The organism is Corallincola platygyrae, assembly GCF_039544265.1.
Taxonomy (GTDB): domain Bacteria; phylum Pseudomonadota; class Gammaproteobacteria; order Enterobacterales; family Neiellaceae; genus Corallincola; species Corallincola platygyrae.
This window is the reverse complement of record NZ_BAABLI010000008.1, coordinates 440,886-458,478: the sequence shown is the minus strand read 5'-3', so window position 1 is coordinate 458,478 and position 17,593 is coordinate 440,886. Positions and strand designations below refer to the sequence as shown.

Genomic DNA, 17,593 nt, shown 5'->3' with positions numbered 1-17,593 from the left:
AAAGGCCGCAAAGCGGCCATTTTGTTAAAAACGTGAAAAGAGACGAAGGTTTTTACAGGTGTTCCTCTGCAAAAGATGCCAAGCGGCTCCTCACCACACCGTTCAGATAGACGTTAGCGCTGCCCTCAAAATCTTTAAAGCGTTCAACGATATAGGTCAGTCCTGAAGTCACAGCGGTCAGGTAGTTGCTGTCGATCTGAGACAGGTTGCCCGAGCACACCAGCTTAGTGCCCTCACCACACCGGGTGATGATGGTTTTAATCTGGGACGCGGTCAGGTTCTGGCACTCATCCAGCAGCACAAACGAGTTCTGAATACTGCGTCCGCGCATAAAGTTTATCGACTTAAACTGGATGTTGGCCTTCTCCATGATGTAGTGCATGCTGCCTTCAAAATTTTCGTCACTCTTATGCAGCACCTCTAACGTATCAGTTACGGCCGCCAGCCAGGGCGCCATCTTTTCCTCTTCTGTGCCAGGTAAGAAGCCGATTGACTCGGCAATTTCTGGCGTATTTCTGGTCACGATCACCTTGTCATAGGTACCGGTTTCAACCACCTGCTCCAAAGCACAGGCCAATGCCAACAGGGTTTTACCGCAACCGGCAGGCCCGGTAAGAATGACAAGATCAATGTCCGGATCCAGCAAAGCATTTAACGCCATGCCCTGATAAATGTTTTTGGGTGACACGCCCCAGGCCGTGCGACTCATCAAGCGTTCACGCCCCAAGTCCCGAAACTTAAGTCTGTCACCTTCAGCACCGATGACCCGGCCACAGAACTGCTCGGTTTCATCCAGCAAATACTGGTTGGGGAAAATATTGTCTATCTGAGGTGCGGTAACCTCCTGCACGGTATCCCGTCCATCGGAGCTGGTTTCGCAGTCGCTGACCTGCTCCCAGAAGTTGCCTTCTACCTCCTGAAAGCCCTTTGACAAGAGGCTGACGTCACTGATCAATTGGTCGGTGCGGTAATCTTCAACATGATTCAGGCCTGCGCCTTTGGCCTTGAGGCGCATGTTGATGTCTTTGGTTACCAGAACCACTTTCAGTGGTTTTTTCTCCTCCTGCAGATACAGAGCCGTGTTAATAATGCGGTTATCATTGGCTTCACCGGGTAGGTGCTCCTGCACCTGAGGCAAAGCATGATCCGCATAAATAGAGAGGTGGCCGCTGCCAGTACCAGACACCTCATTGGCGGTGGGCAAAGGCACACCTGCGGTTATTTCTTCCGGGGTTGCATCTCGTAACGCATCGTCAATAGCACGGATAGCGATGCGAGCATCACGACTGACATCTTTTTTTCGATCTTTGATTTGGTCTAGCTCTTCAAGAACCGTCATAGGCACTATGACATCGTGTTCCTGAAAGTTGTATATCGCGAGAGGCTCGTGAAGTAGGACGTTGGTATCGAGGATATAGAGGATCTTGTCTTCCTGACCCATAGGCATTTCTCCTGGGTTGCTTTGACAAACGGCAAGTCTCTGAAGACTGCCCTCACTTGCTCGGTAGCAGTCAGCTTCGAGACAAAAACACTGCCTGAAGCCAACATCTCCTAGCCTACTTCGACCAGCAAAAAAATAAAACCGACCGATCGCACAATTCTTGGGCTGCGTGACGTCTACACTTCGATTAACATAGCGCCCTTTTTTTCAGCCCCTGCTTCGGAACAAGACACCATGCCATTTGCCCTCGGCCAACGCTGGATCAGTGATAGTGAAAGCGAACTTGGATTAGGAACCCTGGTAAACATCGATGCCCGCCAGATCACCTTGATGTTTACTGCCAGCGGCGAGCAGCGCCACTATGCAAAAAATGATGCCCCTGTCACTCGGGTACGTTTTCACCCCGGCGACGTCATTGAAAGTGGTGACGGCTGGCAAATGACGGTAGATGAGATAGTCGAGGCCAATGACCTGCTGACTTACCAAGGCACCCGCACGGACACAGGTGAAGCAACAGAGCTTCGCGAAACCTTGCTCAGCCACGAACTGCGCTTTAATAAGCCGCAGGATAAATTGTTTGCAGGTCAGGTAGACAAAAGTGACCGCTTTGCGATGCGCTACAACTGTTGGCAAACCCAACTGGGCTGGCAGCGTTCGCAGCTAAGAGGGCTTGTTGGTGGTCGCATTGGCTTGGTTCCGCACCAGCTTCATATTGCTCACGAGGCCGGTAAGCGCCACGCACCACGGCTTTTGTTGGCCGACGAAGTGGGCTTAGGTAAAACCATCGAAGCGGGTTTGATTATTCATCAGCAGCTGCTGACTGGCCGGGCCCAACGTGTGATCGCTGTGGTCCCAGAAGCCCTGCTTTACCAGTGGCTGGTAGAGATGCTTCGTCGCTTTAATCTTAAGTTTGCAATCTTTGATGAAGAGCGCTGCCAACAGGCCTATGACGAGGCGCTCAACCCGTTTGAAACGGAACAGTTGGTATTGTGTACCCCTAAACTGCTGCGTAAAAAGCAGTGGTTCGACTACGCCATAGATGCTGGCTGGGACATGTTGGTGGTGGACGAAGCACACCACTTGGCATGGTCAAAAGAGAAACCCAGTCGAGATTATCAGGTAGTAGAAAGCCTGGCAGAAGAAACTGAAAGCGTATTGCTACTCACTGCGACACCGGACCAGTTGGGCCATGAAAGTCACTTTGCTCGCCTGCGTTTGTTAGATCCGGATCGTTTCTTTGATTACGAGGCGTTTGTCAGTGAGGAGCAGGGCTACCGTCAGGTTGCCGATGCCGCAGACGCTTTGCTGCGTGATACACCGCTAACTCAGGCTGAACAGGCCCAGCTCACTGAACTGCTTAGTGAGCAGGACATTCAGCCCCAGCTCAACTGTTTGGATGACAGTGTCTCAGCCCCAGAACAGCAAGCAGCGCGAAATGAATTAATTGCCGCTCTGTTGGACCGTCACGGAACCAGCCGTGTCATGTTCCGCAACAGCCGTAGCGCAATCAAGGGTTTCCCGGGCCGTCAACTGTGTCGCCACTCGTTGACTATGCCAGAGCAATACAAAACCGCTATTAAGGTAATTGCAGCGCTGAACAGCAATAAACAGCAGTCACCTATTCCGGAGTGCCTTTATCCTGAACGCGTATTCCAGCAGTTTGAAGGCGAAGATGCCAGTTGGTGGCAGTTCGACCCACGCGTAGGCTGGTTGATTGATCAATTGAAGGGCGAACTAAAACAGGAAAAAGTCCTGATTATCTGCAGTCGCAAACAAACGGCTATGCAACTGGAGCAAGCGCTGCGCCAGAAAGAAGGTATCCCTACCGGCGTGTTCCACGAGGATATGAGTATTCTTGAGCGTGACCGCGCCGCAGCCTATTTTGCCGACATGGAAGAAGGCGCACAGGTTCTGGTTTGCTCTGAGATCGGTAGTGAAGGCCGAAACTTCCAGTTTGCCGCTCACCTGGTGCTGTTCGACCTGCCAGCACACCCAGACTTGCTGGAACAACGTATCGGTCGACTCGACCGAATCGGTCAGACACGAACGATCTCTGTTCATGCTCCCTACTTCGCTGACTCAAGTCAGGCGAGATTGCTCGATTGGTACGATCAAGGATTACAGGCCTTCGCCCAGATCAATCCATGCGGAGACGCACTTTATCGCGAATATGAGTCAAACCTCTGGCCTACGATTAAGGGCGACGAAACAGGCACATGGGACGAGTTGCTGTCCGATACTCAAAAAAGCTATCAGAAGTTAAAGCAACAGCTTGAACAGGGCCGTGACAAGCTGCTGGAGTTACACTCGTCTGGCCAGGGTAGAGCTGAGCAACTCGCTGATTTAGTCAGTGTCGAAGACAACAAGACTGAACTCGCCACCTTTATGTTCAGCCTGTTCGACACTCTGGGAATCAACCAGGAAGATGGCAGCACCAACGTGATGATCCTGAAGCCCAGTGACCACATGTTGTATCCCCATATTCCCGGACTGCCAGACGACGGCGTTCAGATCACCTTTGATCGCCAGACCGCGCTGGCCCGGGAGGATGTGCAGCTGATGACCTGGGATCACCCCATGGTCGGAGGCATTCTAGAGATGATTCTGACCGGTGATACAGGTAGTGCGACCGTATCCCTGTTGCCAAACAAAGCCCTGCCAGCTGGAACCGTGCTTGTCGAACTGATCTACGTAGCTGAAGCAACTGCACCGCGCCATTACCAAATGGGTCGCTTCCTGCCGCCAACCCCGATCAGACTGTTGATGGATAAAAACGGCAGCAACCTGGCAGACAAAGTACCTTTTGAGGGGCTGCAGAAACAATTGTCGCGTGTGAATCGTCATACTGCTTCAAAACTGGCGATGACGGCACAGAGTGTGGTTCATCCGCTTTTGAATCAGAGTAAGCCGCTGGCAGAGACATCGATGGCAGCGCTACAGGAAGAAGCTCGCCAGCAGGTTATCAACACGCTGGACGCTGAGCAGAACCGACTATTGGCGCTAAAGGCGGTTAACCCATCAATTCGAGAAGATGAGATCCAATTCCTTCAGGAGCAAAAAGAGGGCCTGCTTAATGCGCTGGACAAAGCGCAACTGAAACTGGATGCCATTCGTTTGATTGTGGTCAGCCATAACGGATAGCCCCACATGCTTGGCTGATGTATGCTGTCATCCATTCAATCGCGTGACAGCATATGGGATCTTCGTGGGTCGATTTGGGTGTCAATTCACTTTCTTAGTCGCAATTGTGACAACCTGTATCATGCAGCCCGTGTTTGCTGCGCATCTGGTTGTGGCGGTAGGAGAGGATCGTCCCCCCTATGTGATGGCCGGTGGCAAGCGCGGTTTAGAGGTCGCTATTCTGCGCGAAGCATTGGCTACCCGGGGTCATACCTTTGAGTCATTCCAGGCCTCTAATCGGCGACTGACGCACCTACTGGGGAATGGAAGCGCCGATGCCGCGGTCGGGGTACAGGAACGTCCTGATGGTAACTACTATTCAGCTCCCTTTATCGCCTACCGCTATGTCGCTCTCAGCAAAAAGAAGCAACACCTGAGATTACAGAACATCTCTGACCTCACCGGGCTCCGGGTGGTGACAAGCCAGAATACCTATCGCCAGCTAGGTGGAGAGTTCGCCGCGATGTTTTCGCCCCAGCGTATCCAAAATTCGCCGGTACCTTTGCGCTATACAGAGCTGCCCAACCCGATCCAAGCGGTCAAAATGTTCTGGCACGATCGTGCGGATACTATCATCATTGAGTTGAATGTATTTAAAGCATTATCGGCACAATTAGATGATAATTTCGACACCCGAGACCCATTGGTGGTGCACCCGATTTTCTCCGAAGCCACCCAGTTTCAGGTCAGTTTCAAGGATGAGCAACTTCGCAATGAATTTAATGAGGGGTTAGCTCAGCTCCACAATACCGGACGCTACAAAGAGCTGGTTTCCCGCTATTTGAATTAAGGTTGTTTTTCTATGGTAAACCGCACACATCCCAAACAATCGATGGCGGTGCAGGTGATTAAGATGATCTGTGGTGCCTATCTGGCCATCGCAGCTCTGTTAATCACGGTCCAGTTAACGTACACCCATAACAACATGAATGACCGACTTGAAGAGTTGGTCTCAGGCATATTGGAGAGCTTCGGGCCAGGTATTGCCAAGTCGCTGTGGACCTATGACGACTCTCTGCTAAATGCCCAACTCGTGGGGCTATACAACCTGCCCTATGTTGAGGGGGTTGAAGTGGTCGATTTTGATGGCAACAGGGTCGCCAGCGTCGGTGATACACCAGCTACATCCACCAACATCAATGAATTTCAAACGGTCAGCCCGCGTACATTGCCTCTGTTCTACAACCAGCAACGACAGGACACACCCTTAGGTCAGCTGATCATTTATGCCGATGATGAGTGGGTATCCGAGCTGATTTACGAGCGTGCCACATTGACCATCGCTAACTCCGTGATAAGCCTGGTACTGATCATGGGCGTCGCTTTGTTAGTTATCCAAAAGCGTTTGCACACACCTCTCAAATCGTTCACTGAACACGTTGCCCGGCTTAGCCAACGCAGTGATCATAAGAAGGAAGATTCAGAACACCTCCAACTACAAGGTAACCGTGAGCTCAGCCAGTTAGCACAGGCCTTTAACCGTTTGATCCGCAGAATCGACATTCAGGTCAGTCAACTTGAAGAAGCCAAAGATAAGGCAGAGAAGGAGATTCAGGCACGGATCACCGCTGACAATGCCCTACAAAAGCTAAACGAAGAGCTTGAAGAGCGCGTTATTAAGCGCACCAATGAACTCAGAGCCACCAACAAACTGTTGCGCAGTGCCAAGGATGAAGCTGAGCTTGCCAGCAAGGCCAAGGGGGAGTTTCTGGCCAACATGAGCCACGAAATCCGTACACCAATGAATGCCATCATAGGCTTGACTGACTTAGCCCTGAAAACCGAGCTGGATGATAAGCAGTTTGACTATCTGAAGAAGGTGAAGGCATCCGCTTCAACTCTGCTTGGGATCCTTAATGACATCCTCGATTTTTCCAAGGTCGAGGCAGGCAAGCTGGATATGGAGATGATCCCGTTCGAGATGGTCGACATTCTCGATAACCTCTCCAACATGGTTTCCCTGATCGCGGAAGAGAAAGGGCTTGAGCTGGTATTCCGCTGTCATCCAGATATGCCCACGTCATTTATCGGTGACCCTCTGCGTCTCGGGCAAATCCTGATCAACCTCTGCAACAATGCTGTGAAATTCACCTCTCAAGGCGAGATCGAGGTCAATATAAACTGCGACCAATGCGACGAGCGCAATGCATTGCTCCATTTCTCTGTGCGCGATACAGGTATTGGCTTAACCGACGAGCAGCAAAGTAAGTTATTCGACAAGTTCAGCCAGGCTGACAACTCCACCACTCGTAAATTTGGAGGCACCGGACTGGGTCTTGCCATTAGCCGACGTCTGGTCGAGATGATGGGGGGCGAGATCTGGGTTGAAAGTGAATTCGGCAAAGGTAGCTGTTTCCACTTTACAGCTCGCTATCAGCTGCCTGAGAAAGAGTCTCTCAACTCTGAACCTCCCCAAGAGCTGAACGCTCTAAATGTGCTGGTGGTCGATGACAATGACGCAGCCCGCATCACGCTGGTAGAGATGTTGGAAAGCCTGAAGATGAAGGCCGTCGCCCTGCCCAGCGGAGAACAGGCGCTTAAACATTTGGCCGAAGAGGGCCAAAGTTACGACCTGATCATGATGGATTACAAGATGCCTGGCATGAATGGCATTCAGGCCTGTGAGAAGTTGAATCAACTGCCCCAACATGCCAAAACTCCCACCGTGGTGCTGGTTACAGCCTATGGAAGCGAAGGACTCCGCAATCAGGCTCGCGAAGCTGGCGCGGCCGCCACCTTGGTCAAACCGCTAAACACCTCGGCACTGTTTGACACCTTGATGGAGCTGAAAGGTGCCGACAGTGTCTACAGCAGACAAGGTGACAAGAGTTCAGACCTTCACAATGAAGTGCCTGACCTGAGCGGCTATCGATTATTGCTGGCAGAAGACAATCCCATCAACCAACAGGTGGCGCGCGAGCTTCTCAGCTGCAGCGGAGCCAATGTCGAAGTTGCCAATAACGGTACCGAAGCTGTGTGCAAGGTTCAGTCAGCGCCATATGATGCAGTACTGATGGATATTCAGATGCCTGAAATGGATGGCTACGAAGCCACCAAAACCATTCGCAGCGATGCCAGGTATGAGAAACTATCCATATTGGCGATGACAGCTAACGCAATGAAAGGTGATCGGGAAAAATGCCTGGCCATGGGCATGAATGGTCATATCGCTAAGCCTATCTCTCAGAAGCAACTGTTTTCGACGCTGGTTCGTTGGCTACCATCCAAACCTGTGGCTCCTGACTATCTCGATAGCGAAACAACCAGCGACTGCGAACAAACTGCGCACACGGCAGAGCCAACAGCTCCGGAGCCAACTTCGGAAATCGCAGTCTTTAGCGACAGCGATCTGGTTAACAGTGAATCGGGCTTAGCGACACTTCTTGGTAACCAGGAGGTTTATGCTCAGGCAATGCAGATGTTCCTGGATCACTACAGTGAACTTGCTGAGGAGATGGCTGGGTACCTGAGTGCTCAGGACTTTGAAGCAGGCAGAAAGCAGATGCATGCGATTAAAGGGGTTGCCGGTAACCTGGGGCTTAAACGTTTGTTTGGAATTACTCAGGCCTACGAAAAAGCACTGAAAACTGACACAGTAAACGCGGCAGAAGTCGTTGAACTGCAGGAACAGCTCTCCCAGTTGATGCCTGAACAATTGGCCGAGATAAACCGCTATCTGGCAGCACAAATGGTAGGAGCAGGTTAAGTGACGGGAACCAGTACAACAAAGCCAACTGCCTTTATCAGCGGCGTTGGGCGCAGGTTAGGACACTTCCTGGCCACGCAACTGCTCGCAAAAGGCTATCGGGTATTGGGTCATTACCGCACCCAAATGGCAGAGCTGGAGTCACTGCAGGCAGCGGGGGCAGAACTTTTTCAGGCGGACTTTACCGACACTGAACAGGTAGTAGCGCTGACTGAGTGGGTAACTTCGCAAACAACGCAGTTAGATCTGCTGCTCCATAACGCTTCTGCGTTTGGTGAGCCACCAGAGGCGCTGCTAGCAAAGCTGCAACAGTTTGACCAATTCTACCAAGTACACATGCGCACGCCGGTGCAACTGACAGATGCTTTTACTCCACTACTGAAGGCAGCCAAACACCCCTCAGTAATCGCAATAACAGATATCTATGTGGGTCACCCCAACCCCAAACTGGCAACATACTGTGCAACGAAAGCGGGCTTGGATAACCTATGCCAATCCTACGCCCGCAGTCTGGCACCGGATGTTCGCGTGAATACCATTGAGCCAGGCCCTATTATGTTTTTGGACAGCCACCCGGACGCCTACAAAGAAAAGATATTGGCAAAAACGCCGTTGGCATCTGAAGGGGGGTTTTTGCCGATATGGCAGGCACTATCAATGCTAATCGACAACCACTATATGACCGGCGCTCGGGTCCAAGTCGATGGTGGCCGTTCGGTGGCCGAACTTTAAGGCTCCTAAACGAATATCGGCAAACTCTGTTCCAGGTGGCAGCGCCTGCTGCTCTAGTAGATGAGCCGCCAACCCCTGCAGGTAACTCTCTTCAGGTTGTGAGAAATCTGGGGTGGGGGATGTTTGCAGAATATCCAGATCCAGCGTGCGATCTTTAACACTGCTCAACTGATCGGCTCGATCTCTGCCATGCACGGCCTCGAGCAGATTAAAGCCCTGCTTTACCTCCGCCTCGGTGTCTTTGCTGTAAAACAGAAACAAGGCATTGATAAAGCGGTGCTCTGAATCCATCCCAACCGGTGAGGTATAGGTGAAAGGACTAAGGGTCACTCGGCCAAACCGAGTGACCAGCTCTTTTACAACCCGAGCGACGTGTTCCTCGGGGTCGATATTGCTACCGATACTGCACAGGTAATACACGACTAATTAGCCAATGGGATCTTGGGAGCCCACTTCAGCCATGCTTCATCTGCCTCAGCTCGAAGTACATAGCTATCACCATTGCTGGCCTGCTTGCCCGGCTCATCCGGAGTCACAAATGCAATGCCGCCAGCGATCAGTGTTTCCAATGACTCAGTTCTAATCTTCACGCCGCTGAATATGCCTGCGTCAACCTGCAGACCCGACGCAGAATAGAATATCGAGTTATCTCGAACCAGAGGTGCAAATCGCGGTTCAATATTCACAAACACACGAACATGATCAGCACTGTCAGCTAACTCATATCCGACAACCCTGCCGACCTGAATTTCCCTAAACAGCACAGGATTGCCACGCTTGATTGAGTTTAGGCGTGGCGTTTCGACGACCAACTTCAAACCGGTCAGGTTATGTCGATTCTGTGGTGGCAGATTCACACCGACAAACTCAGTTGTCTCCGCACCATTACCCGGTACAACCCGCAAATAAACCCCTTTAAGTAGCGTGTCCAGGTTAGCGGTACGAACCAAGCCAAGCTCAGGTCGCACGATCCAAAACTGAGTGCCCTCGACTGCGATTTTCTCAGCAAACTGGTCAATCAACAGAGTCACATTCACACCTCGAAGTGACTCGTCCAAGGCCACCGACTTGACCCGGCCAATGACAATACCTTCGTGTTTTAACTCGGTACCTGCTTTAACACCATCACCGTTCTCGAAGTAGACAGTGACCTCCAATCCTTTCTCGTGAGCAAGCTCCCAACTGTCGAATAGCGGGTAGTTAGCATCGTTCTTGGCTAACGGAGTTTGCATAAACTCAGATGGCGTGTCGAAGCTGACGCCACCCAGTATCATTGAAATCAAAGATGGGGTTTTTACTTCGATTCCGTCTAAACCACCTTCTACTTGGATCCCTCCTGACCGCCAGAAATGGCTGCCCTCTTTTACCAGATGAGAAAAGCGAGGTTCGATGCGTAAGTGAACTCTGACACCATCATCATTTTCATTCAGTTCCAATCCAATAACCTCACCCACATCCAGATTCAGATAGCTCACAGGCGCTCCAAGCTGCAAGCCTCCAGGCTCTGGTGTATCCAACACCAGATAAAGACCAGGGGCAGATTTATCTATGACGTTATCGATACGGTCCGCATGAGCATGGCGATAATCCTGATACAAGAGGTATGTATGGCCGTTCTTAACAGGCTTAGGCTCATCCTTTGTCAGTGGCGTATCGAAAGCGAGACCGCCTGCAAGCATGGCAACAACCGAGTAAGTGCGAACTTTAATGCCACGCAAGTTTCCCTCAACGTCGATGCCTCCTGCATGCCAGAAACGGGTTTTATCATTAACCAGATGAGCAAATTTGCGACGAATATGAACGGTAACATCGACTTTCTTACCATCAGGTTGAAGTTCAATATTCTGAACCGACCCGGCCAGCAGGCGCTTATAATAGATGGGCGCGCCTCGCTCTAGTGCTCCGATAGAGTCCGCACTGATAACAAGGTGTAATCCCGGCACATCCCAACTCATTGGAGGCGCTTCCGATCTGGCTACAAAATCGGTTGTTTTCTCACCTTCGCTGGAAGGAGCTATTGAAATATAAGGCCCAGAGATAAGGGCATCGAGATCCTGAACAGCGCCCACAGATAGTTTTGGCCTGACTAACCAAAACTGGGTTTTTTCGAACATTGCCACTTCAGCTTTAGGATCTAAGTGAGCGGTGATCATGGCGCCACGCATGTTCTTATCGAACTCAACATCCTCAACGGTTCCAAGCTCGTAACCTTTAAATTTAATCTTGGTTTTACCCGGTAAGATGCCGCTGGCATTTGAGAAGTAGATTTGTACCTCGATGCCAGTTTCTGCCTCCGAAAAGTTTTTATGTAAGCGGAAAGAATCTCCATCTTCAGCAAGCTCAGTCATGTAGGAGTTAACAGGTTCGGAGAAAGCAATGCCCCCGGCTACTATGGTAGCGACAGAGCCAACATCGACATGAAAGCCGTCCAAGCCTCCACTGATATCGATACCAGAGATGTTCCAGAAGCGAGTATCTTTTTTAACCAGATGTTCAAACTCAGGAAGAATATGTATCTGCACCTGCACCCTGTGGCCATCAGCAGTTAGGGTGTAGTCGGTGACGGAACCGACCGTAAGCTGGCGATATAGAACCGGCGAGCCTTCCGAAATGCTATCCAGAGCATCGCTATAAAGCGTTAAGTGCAGGCCTGGCGTTTCTTCACTCATAGGTGGCGGATCTTCCAATGCCACAAACTTGTTCTTGATCTTGGTTTCACTGCCAGGGCTGATTGCGATGTAATTTCCCGACAGTAAGGTGTCCAAACCAGATACACCAGCCAGGCTAACCTCAGGTTTAACCAGCCAAAACAGGGTATCGTCCACGATAGCTTCACGAGCTTCACGCTCAAACAACACAGTAGCGACAACACCATCCAGAGAGGGTTTAAGGACAAGCTTATCGACAACACCAATGGTAAAGCCTTTGTACCTGACTTCGGTCTTACCTTCGATGATCCCTTCACCGGTGGAAAACTCGATATCGATAGGGAGCTTGGCTTCAGTAAAGCTTTTGTAAACCAACCAACCACCAATCGCTAATGCCAAAAGTGGCAGTAGCCACACCATTGAAATCCCTTTGCGATGCTCGACTATCGCCTCAGCAATATCTTCCTGGGGCTCAGAACCATGCCCTTTTTCAACATCACTCATCTTGTTTTTCTTCCTGATCCCAAATCAAGCGGCTGTCAAAACTCTCCGCCGCAAAAATCGTTATGACGACTGCCAAACAGAAGGCTGTCGCGCCGTGGCCTGCTTCAATCGTGGCTATCGCCCCCAAATTTACCAGGGCCACCAATATCGCTATCACAAACACATCGAGCATCGACCACTTGCCGATAAACTCAACCATTCGGTACATTTTTGTCCGTTGTTGACGGCTGCTGTTCCAACCAAATTGAACCGACAAACACAGCCACCAGATACCAAACAGCTTCATTGCTGGCACAGCCACTGAGGCAATAAAAACCACCAGCGCAATGGGGTACATCTCGAACTGAATAAGGGTAATAACCCCAGACATAATGGTATCTGACTGCCCCTGACCAAGTGTTATCACTGTCATGATCGGCAGCACATTAGCGGGAATAAGACAGAGCGCCGCGGTAATGGAAAGAGCCCAGGTTCTTGCCAACGAATTGGGCTTTCTGGGATGGAGCTCAGCACCACATCGGCTACAACGCTGCACAGCGTGTTTAAGTTGATGGTGCCAGCGGTTTAATTTGTGGCAGTCGTGGCAAAGCACCAAACCTTTATCGATGGCACGCTGTCCCGCTCTTGGCTCAGTCGTTTTTGACGTCATCGACGATCTCCCAGACCTCATGGGGGTCAAAACTGGCGGCAGCATAAGTGGCACAGAAAAGCAGCCCAGAAAAGCAGTACAAGCCACCATTAACCACTAAATCAGCAAGGTCGACCAGCTTCACAATCGATACTAGGATGCCAAACATGTAGACCTCAAGCATGCCCCAGCTACGAATCTTCTGGTAGGTCTTGGTTGCCATCGCGACAAACCGGATTCCTTTACGCAATTTGGCCAAAATACTGATGCTTGCTAATAAAGAGAGTTCTAGTAGTGGCACAATAAACGCAGTGAGCAATACCATAAAAGCGACCCAGTAATACTCGCCCCGCCACATCAAGCGAGCACCTTCGAGTACCGTGGTGCTTTGACCAAATTCACCGATTTTGATTGCCATGATGGGCAAAAAATTGGCGGGTATGAAAAGAATAAGCGCCGCCAACGATGCGGCTAATGTTTTAGTGAGGGCTTCGTGCCTGGAGTCACACAGGACGTAGCCGCAGTTAGGGCAAGTTAAGCGGGTCCCCACTTTGTGATGCGGCAGCTCAACAAGCAGGTCACACTCATGACAAGCAATCAGATGCCCTTTGGCAGATGGAATCCCTTTTTGCGTCGACACCGCCGCGATTTCCCCTTACTGCGTGAATTGCTGTCACCATATGAAAGTTAAACCCACTATAGATAAAAACGTTACAGCGGCTCAAGTCGAAGCTGATGAATATTAAAGTGAATAGTTAATTATCGATATCTCGTCACTGTTTTGTAGGCACAGTTATTGCTTTTCATTGGATGTGTCACCACTTTGACGGAAGCAAGAACATGTCTCAATCCAATTGGAATCAATTTCTACAACCCAGAAAACTACTGATCTGGGTTTGGGCAGCAAGCGCACTGATGCTATTCAGTCCAGACCGCATTATTCAGCGCTTTGGCCTAAGCCAGGTGGTGCAAGAGATCGCACCGCTTCTGGGTATTCTTTTTTTTCTAATTTCGGCCATTTTTCTGTGCGAAACCGCGTCGGAAGTACTTAATGTCTGGTTGAACCGCAAGCGTCAAAAAATAGTCAAAGCAGGCATCGATGATAAAATTGCAATGCTGGACCATCAGGAACGCGCCATTCTACGAGAGTTCTTTATTCAGCGCCTAAGTACTATCAACCTTCCAGACAGAGAACCCGCCGTGCGCGCACTTCTGGAAAACCACGTGCTTGTTCGCAATCCAGATGAAAATGAAAAGCCTGACGATGTATACAAAGGGTTTGCCATCCATCAATGGGCCAGACCAAAACTTACCAGCCGGGTGCTACAACTGCCTGTGGGTGATATGACCGAAGAGCAGATCCGTTATCTGAAGCAAACTCGCCCTGCGTTTGTGATCAAAGATATTCGTTTACGTCGTCGCAGAATGGCGGCGTAACTTCAATCACTGTTAGCCAATCGATGCTGGCGGCGTTATATTTGCGTCATGATTTAATACTGAGATTCTTGCCTTGCCGCCAGCACCACCCAAGTTGTTAACCCTCAAGCAGATCACCCAGCTCAAACACAAATCAACCTGGGGCGACATTCCACCGCTGTTCCAAAAAATCGCTTCTGCGGCCAATGAGATCGATGGTCTATACAAGCAAGGCTTTGACCACGCCCTCAGGCACATTCTCAATAAGCGCAACTGGAACATGCATCGGCTGAGAGATCCCTACACGCACCAAGAAAGAAAACCTAAACTGGCGGTATATCAGTTATTTACTGATTGGGGATTTGAGGTCCACTGTTTTCCATACCTGGAAGGAAAAGAGGTAGACGAGTATCACAGGCTCAATCACAAAATGGATTTCAGTTTATGGGATCCCGGCACCATGCGTCGCTTGGTACATATTCGCAACCTCAAAGAGTTCATCGAATACACGGATAAGTCGGAAGAGCCTGCGGACAAAGCACTGTTGATATACACCAATAATGCAGTAAACAAGCTGATGCGTTATCTGCAGGAGAAGGTAGAGGTCACTAAGATTGACGGTATATCCATTCCCAAATACGTCAAGCTGGTGATCCAGCAGCAGGGAGACTACGTGATTGAAGATCTGCCACAGCATGTGTCCAAACGATTAGGCAGCGACACCCTCTATCTACTGCGACAGGCAGAAAAAAGAAAAGCGCAACAGATCATGGAGCAGGAGAAGGGGTCCACTGAATCCCCATCAGAGTCGGAAGCAGCAACGCCCAAATCATCAAACAGCAGCGACCAAGCGGACTAAAATCAAGCTCACCCTAACCAGCGACCATTCACCAGCTGTTGGTTCAAGCTAATCAGTAGTTTCTGTTCATCCACCGGACGGCAGATGTAATAACCCTGGCCAAATTCACAGTTATTCTCGGCCAGGAACTCTATATGCTCATGTTTCTCGATACCTTCAGCGACCACATGGATACGCAGATTAGAAGCCATAGCGATAATGGTTTCAACCAGCTGCCGATCGGTTTCATCTGTATCCAGCTCCATCACAAAAGAGCGGTCAATTTTTAGAATATCGACGGGCAAGCGGCGTAAATATTCCAAAGATGAGTAGCCAGTACCAAAATCATCAATGGCAATAGACACCCCCAGATCACGCAACTCCTGCATCTGTGACATGACTTCACTCATATCACCAATCAGCGTGTTTTCCGTTAGTTCAAGTTCTATCTGCTCGGCTTTGAGTTCGTATTTGGCGAGACAGTCAGATATAAATTTGGGGAGCTTTTTGTCATCAAACTGGTGCGAAGTAAGATTAACTGCGATCTTGAGGCCAGGATATCCCTCATGTTCGAGCGCCTTAATGATCTCCATACTGTGCTCTATGGTCCAATACCCTACCGGCACGATGTGTTCGCTGTTTTCTAACTGGGGAATAAACTGGTCTGGGAAGACCATGCCTTTTTCGGGGTGGCGCCAGCGGATGAGAGCCTCAAAGCCAGCCAGCTTTCGCGTTTTCAATTGGATCTGAGGCTGCAGGAACAGGCAAAACTCCTGTTCCTGAACTGCTCGTCTTAACTCAGACTCCATCGCAAGTTTCTGATGGGCTTCCGTTGCCATATCTTCATCAAACAGGCGGAACTGGTTCCTGCCACTGGCTTTAGCTTTGTAAAGCGCTGTATCGGCTTGACGAATCAGAGTTTCAGGATCGACTTCATTATTGATAGCCAGGGCGACACCAATGCTGCTCTTGATGACTAATGTCTGTTGCTGCAGGTTCACCGGCTCACTTATCTCAACGAGCAGATGACTGAGCTCCTCTCCCAAATCTACACCCTCCTTCAGGCGGAGCAACACCGTGAACTCATCACCTCCAAAACGACCCAGGAAGAATGTCTGACATACTCTTCGACGCAAGCGATTCGCCATGATTTGCAGCAGCTCATCACCGGCTCTGTGCCCCAACGTGTCGTTGACTCGCTTAAAGTCGTCAAGGTCAATCAGGACAACGGCCTCCTGCAGATTATTCGCCGCCATGCTGTTCAGGTCTTCCCTGAGGGTTTGCATCAACAAATGACGATTAGGCAAACCAGTCAGTTCATCGTACATCGCCATTTTTTCCAGCTGGCGGGTACGCTTATCCACTTGGATCCCTAAACTCTCTAACTGTTCATTCAATGTCTTGGCCGCACCATCGAGTACCGAGAACTCATCATTGAATATTCCACGCTTCTTAGACAGCAGCGATCTGACACTGGTAAATTTCTGCTCGGCTACCATGGGCATCACACGCGCCAGCATGTTGGCCCGGCTGGCAATATGCGTCAGGGGAACCCAGCCTATCAACAACCCACCAAGCATCACGAAAGCCGACAGCATCAGGCTCCGTTTTTTATATTGCGTGATCGCCTGCTCTTGTGATGATACGTCATCGATAATGACCAGATAACCCGCTTCAAGCTGGGCGACAGGGTCACTGATTTTAAGTGCAGAGAGGCGAACCGGCTGTTTATCTCTCACCGTTATGGCGTGTTTAGACAGTTGATAGAGACTGAAGCGAGAGGAAACCTGTTCCAATAGTGGCAGGTACCTGTCTTTGGAAGACAGCGAAGATATACCCGCCTGCCAACTGCCCAGATAGCCAATTGGCTCATGCTCATATTGGTTGCGTTCAGCGATGATAGCCAGGTCAATTTGATGAGAGTGACGCAATGCAATGACCAGGTCCATCAACGAGATGGTCATTACCAAGGCTCCAACACCCTGTTCGCCTAAGTTGACAGGCACACCGACGTAATAAACACAGGATTTGTCGCAGCCGATACGGGAGATGTAATTGACCTTGACCATGATCTCTTCTAACCAGATCCAAGGCGGCGGCTGTTTGCCTTTCCCCCATGCCCCCCACAAGGATCGGTTGGCGCCAAACAACCAGGCCGACTCAAGCCGCCATATCAGGTGGTTATCAGCCCAGTATCGCGCGACAGCGGAACTGATAACTTGTTTTGCCTCAGCGGGCGCCAACTCCCTGACATCACTCTCCCCCATCACAATGTCACTGAACTCAATCACGCGATCTGCCATCAGCTCAGACAGGGTCAGGAAGGTTTTTTGTTGTGCTTTAGTGGCATCTGCCAGCTGAGTCTCTAGCTGACTTTCCATTTGCGAAAGAGAAAGGAAGTGCAGGCTACTGATAAGAATCAGTAACAGCAGAACCAGTGCCGCAGAAAACTGCCAGCGGATACTGAAAAACTTCCTCGCCATACTGCAGTCTCCTAGTC

Annotated in this window: 12 protein-coding genes; 6 read left to right on the top strand and 6 right to left on the bottom strand. The window is 50.3% G+C overall.

Going from position 1 to position 17,593, the window contains the following annotated elements:
- Positions 1–52: 52 nt before the first annotated feature.
- Positions 53–1,441, bottom strand: a complete 1,389-nt coding sequence (locus tag ABEA14_RS07490) for a PhoH family protein (RefSeq protein WP_345339280.1) — start codon at positions 1,439–1,441, stop codon at positions 53–55.
- Positions 1,442–1,675: 234 nt separating this feature from the next.
- Here ABEA14_RS07490 and rapA point away from each other — a divergent pair, with 234 nt between their 5' ends.
- The 4 genes from rapA (at position 1,676) to ABEA14_RS07470 (ending at position 9,059) form a co-directional block, all read left to right on the top strand.
- Positions 1,676–4,582, top strand: a complete 2,907-nt coding sequence (gene rapA, locus ABEA14_RS07485; RefSeq protein ID WP_345339279.1) for an RNA polymerase-associated protein RapA — start codon at positions 1,676–1,678, stop codon at positions 4,580–4,582.
- A 106-nt stretch (positions 4,583–4,688) separates the two neighbouring features.
- The gene (locus ABEA14_RS07480) at positions 4,689–5,411 is read left to right on the top strand and encodes a substrate-binding periplasmic protein (protein WP_345339278.1); all 723 of its coding nucleotides are present in this window, start codon (positions 4,689–4,691) and stop codon (positions 5,409–5,411) included.
- Positions 5,412–5,423: 12 nt separating this feature from the next.
- Positions 5,424–8,327 carry a response regulator gene (locus ABEA14_RS07475; RefSeq protein WP_345339277.1) on the top strand — a complete coding sequence of 968 codons (2,904 nt, stop codon included), beginning with the start codon at positions 5,424–5,426 and terminating at the stop codon, positions 8,325–8,327.
- Positions 8,328–9,059, top strand: coding sequence for an SDR family oxidoreductase (locus tag ABEA14_RS07470; protein WP_345339276.1), 732 nt, complete (start codon positions 8,328–8,330; stop codon positions 9,057–9,059).
- On the opposite strand, the gene ABEA14_RS07465 is transcribed toward ABEA14_RS07470, so the two are convergent.
- The 4 genes from ABEA14_RS07465 to ABEA14_RS07450 are packed head-to-tail and all read right to left on the bottom strand — an operon-like array spanning position 8,988 to position 13,479.
- Positions 8,988–9,479 carry a 2-amino-4-hydroxy-6-hydroxymethyldihydropteridine diphosphokinase gene (locus tag ABEA14_RS07465; RefSeq protein WP_345339275.1) on the bottom strand — a complete coding sequence of 164 codons (492 nt, stop codon included), beginning with the start codon at positions 9,477–9,479 and terminating at the stop codon, positions 8,988–8,990. The genes ABEA14_RS07470 and ABEA14_RS07465 overlap by 72 nt on opposite strands.
- Before the next feature lie 2 nt (positions 9,480–9,481).
- Entirely contained in the window at positions 9,482–12,211 is a 2,730-nt protein-coding gene (locus ABEA14_RS07460; protein ID WP_345339274.1) for an MlaD family protein, read from the bottom strand.
- Complete coding sequence (locus ABEA14_RS07455) at positions 12,204–12,860, bottom strand: paraquat-inducible protein A (protein WP_345339273.1); 657 nt, start codon at positions 12,858–12,860, stop codon at positions 12,204–12,206. The genes ABEA14_RS07460 and ABEA14_RS07455 overlap by 8 nt, the downstream gene beginning before the upstream one ends.
- The gene (locus ABEA14_RS07450) at positions 12,841–13,479 is read right to left on the bottom strand and encodes a paraquat-inducible protein A (protein ID WP_345339272.1); all 639 of its coding nucleotides are present in this window, start codon (positions 13,477–13,479) and stop codon (positions 12,841–12,843) included. Before ABEA14_RS07450 ends, ABEA14_RS07455 begins: the two co-directional genes overlap by 20 nt.
- Before the next feature lie 200 nt (positions 13,480–13,679).
- Between ABEA14_RS07450 and ABEA14_RS07445 the strand changes: the two genes are divergently transcribed.
- Together ABEA14_RS07445 and ABEA14_RS07440 are read left to right on the top strand one after the other, a co-directional pair.
- Positions 13,680–14,276 carry a superinfection exclusion B family protein gene (locus ABEA14_RS07445; RefSeq protein ID WP_345339271.1) on the top strand — a complete coding sequence of 199 codons (597 nt, stop codon included), beginning with the start codon at positions 13,680–13,682 and terminating at the stop codon, positions 14,274–14,276.
- 73 nt (positions 14,277–14,349) lie between these two features.
- Positions 14,350–15,114 carry a hypothetical protein gene (locus tag ABEA14_RS07440; protein WP_345339270.1) on the top strand — a complete coding sequence of 255 codons (765 nt, stop codon included), beginning with the start codon at positions 14,350–14,352 and terminating at the stop codon, positions 15,112–15,114.
- Between the two features lie 8 nt (positions 15,115–15,122).
- Here ABEA14_RS07440 and ABEA14_RS07435 read toward each other — a convergent pair whose 3' ends face one another.
- On the bottom strand, positions 15,123–17,576 hold the full coding sequence (locus ABEA14_RS07435) for a putative bifunctional diguanylate cyclase/phosphodiesterase (RefSeq protein ID WP_345339269.1): 2,454 nt from the start codon (positions 17,574–17,576) through the stop codon (positions 15,123–15,125).
- Positions 17,577–17,593: the final 17 nt, after the last annotated feature.

Coding starts and splice junctions, on each gene's coding strand:
- ABEA14_RS07490 (WP_345339280.1), bottom strand. CDS start 1,441: ATGGGTCAGGAAGACAAGATCCTCTATATCCTCGATACCAACGTCCTA.
- ABEA14_RS07445 (WP_345339271.1), top strand. CDS start 13,680: ATGTCTCAATCCAATTGGAATCAATTTCTACAACCCAGAAAACTACTG.
- rapA (WP_345339279.1), top strand. CDS start 1,676: ATGCCATTTGCCCTCGGCCAACGCTGGATCAGTGATAGTGAAAGCGAA.
- ABEA14_RS07435 (WP_345339269.1), bottom strand. CDS start 17,576: ATGGCGAGGAAGTTTTTCAGTATCCGCTGGCAGTTTTCTGCGGCACTG.
- ABEA14_RS07455 (WP_345339273.1), bottom strand. CDS start 12,860: ATGACGTCAAAAACGACTGAGCCAAGAGCGGGACAGCGTGCCATCGAT.
- ABEA14_RS07475 (WP_345339277.1), top strand. CDS start 5,424: ATGGTAAACCGCACACATCCCAAACAATCGATGGCGGTGCAGGTGATT.
- ABEA14_RS07460 (WP_345339274.1), bottom strand. CDS start 12,211: ATGAGTGATGTTGAAAAAGGGCATGGTTCTGAGCCCCAGGAAGATATT.